The sequence below is a fragment of the Bartonella sp. AU15XJBT genome (genome assembly GCF_028618615.1).
GTDB lineage: Bacteria > Pseudomonadota > Alphaproteobacteria > Rhizobiales > Rhizobiaceae > Bartonella.
Genome location: NZ_JAQITG010000097.1, coordinates 1 through 1,407 on the forward strand (window position 1 = coordinate 1; position 1,407 = coordinate 1,407).

The following is a 1,407-nucleotide window of genomic DNA, read 5'->3' on the forward strand; positions in this document are numbered from 1 at the left end:
TATTTGCACTGAAATCGAGCTATTTTTTATCAATATAAAAAATGAAATTAAGAAAAGATAAACTATCGCAAACTATGCACTTTACTTTATCATTAAAATTATAATAATGATAAAAAATATTGACTTTATTTAATTGTAAAAAAGAGTAATATTAAAATGAAAAATATCATTCTTATGATTTTGATCGCAAATATTCTATCGGCTTGTGCATTAGCACCAAAGCTCAAACAACCAAATGATAGGAACCGTGTACCTATTAATAAAACAATCCCTGCCGAAATTAAACGAGGAGACAGATGAAAAAGCGATTTATTGTAACAGGAATGATGACCCTTTTGGTAGTACTAAATTTAACTCTAACATCTAATTTCAGTTGGGGTTCTGCGACTCAAAGTTCAACTGTCCAAACTCCTTCCTCTTTTTCAAAAGCAGAATATCTGAAAATTATTGAGTTGTTAACACAACAAATTAAGACAACCGAAGATCAGATCAAAAACGCGGAACAACTCTATAAATCTATAACAGGAAATAAAATACGAAACCTAGGAATGCAGCCGAAGTTATTCATAGAAGATTCGCTTTTTATCTATCCCACCCCACACAAAACCTACGTGGGAATGCCTACTACACAATTCAGACAACGTGACCATTTAGAAAAGCTTATGACTAAAATTAACACGCAAGAGATGAGGGTCTTATTCTCATATCTTAGCCTGAAGAGGCAGTACGAAATAATTAATAAGCGTCTTCAATATAGTGGAATTGTCGATAAAGCTGTAAGCTTGCAAGCTTTCGAAGATGCAGAAAAACGCTTTATACAAATTGTCGATTTCGTAAATGATATAAATAAAACAAAAGATCTGAGAGAAGTTTTTGACCTGCAAACACGCATCAGAAATATGTCAGCCGTACTCCAAAATGAATATGCAAAGCTACAAATGGTCAGAAATTTAAGCAATAATGAAGAGCTTCTTATCGAAATACAAAAACGTAAATTGTATGAAAAAATTATATCCAATGCCCACACGCGTGTGCCTCAAGTAAGATTTTAGCCACTAAAGCTCTTTACAATATTGGCTTTTTTTCATGAAAACAAAATCCAATGTAGAAGATTCGGTCCTATATCCCAACAATTCAAAGAGACACAGAGCTTTTATCAAAGCCAAGATAATAGCAGTGAAAATTTGGGCAATGTATAAATGCAAATGGCATGTATCTATGTTCCAAGGTAATAAAAAATTGAAAATTTGTTAAAGAGGAATGCCATGAACTTTACTGTGTTCACGCAACTTTTCAATAAAATTGATCAGATAACACAAACATATGTCACGGATATTTCCTCAAAAGCAATTGTTACAATCACACCCTTTGTATCAATCGGCCTCACAATCGCTTTCATCATCTATG

The 1,407-nt window shown here is 32.8% G+C and carries 2 protein-coding genes and 1 pseudogene; all 3 read left to right on the forward strand.

Translation table 11 applies throughout. The annotated features are described in order from the left end of the window. Nucleotides 1-156 precede the first annotated feature (156 nt). Nucleotides 157-300 carry a TrwH protein gene (locus PVV57_RS10275; protein ID WP_120121385.1) on the forward strand — a complete coding sequence of 48 codons (144 nt, stop codon included), beginning with the start codon at nt 157-159 and terminating at the stop codon, nt 298-300. Continuing rightward, nucleotides 297-1,052, forward strand: a complete 756-nt coding sequence (locus PVV57_RS10280; protein ID WP_273719612.1) for a type IV secretion system protein — start codon at nt 297-299, stop codon at nt 1,050-1,052. The genes PVV57_RS10275 and PVV57_RS10280 overlap by 4 nt, the downstream gene beginning before the upstream one ends. Nucleotides 1,053-1,265: 213 nt before the next feature. Further along, a pseudogene (locus tag PVV57_RS10285) lies at nt 1,266-1,407 on the forward strand (trwi protein); the annotation flags it as partial.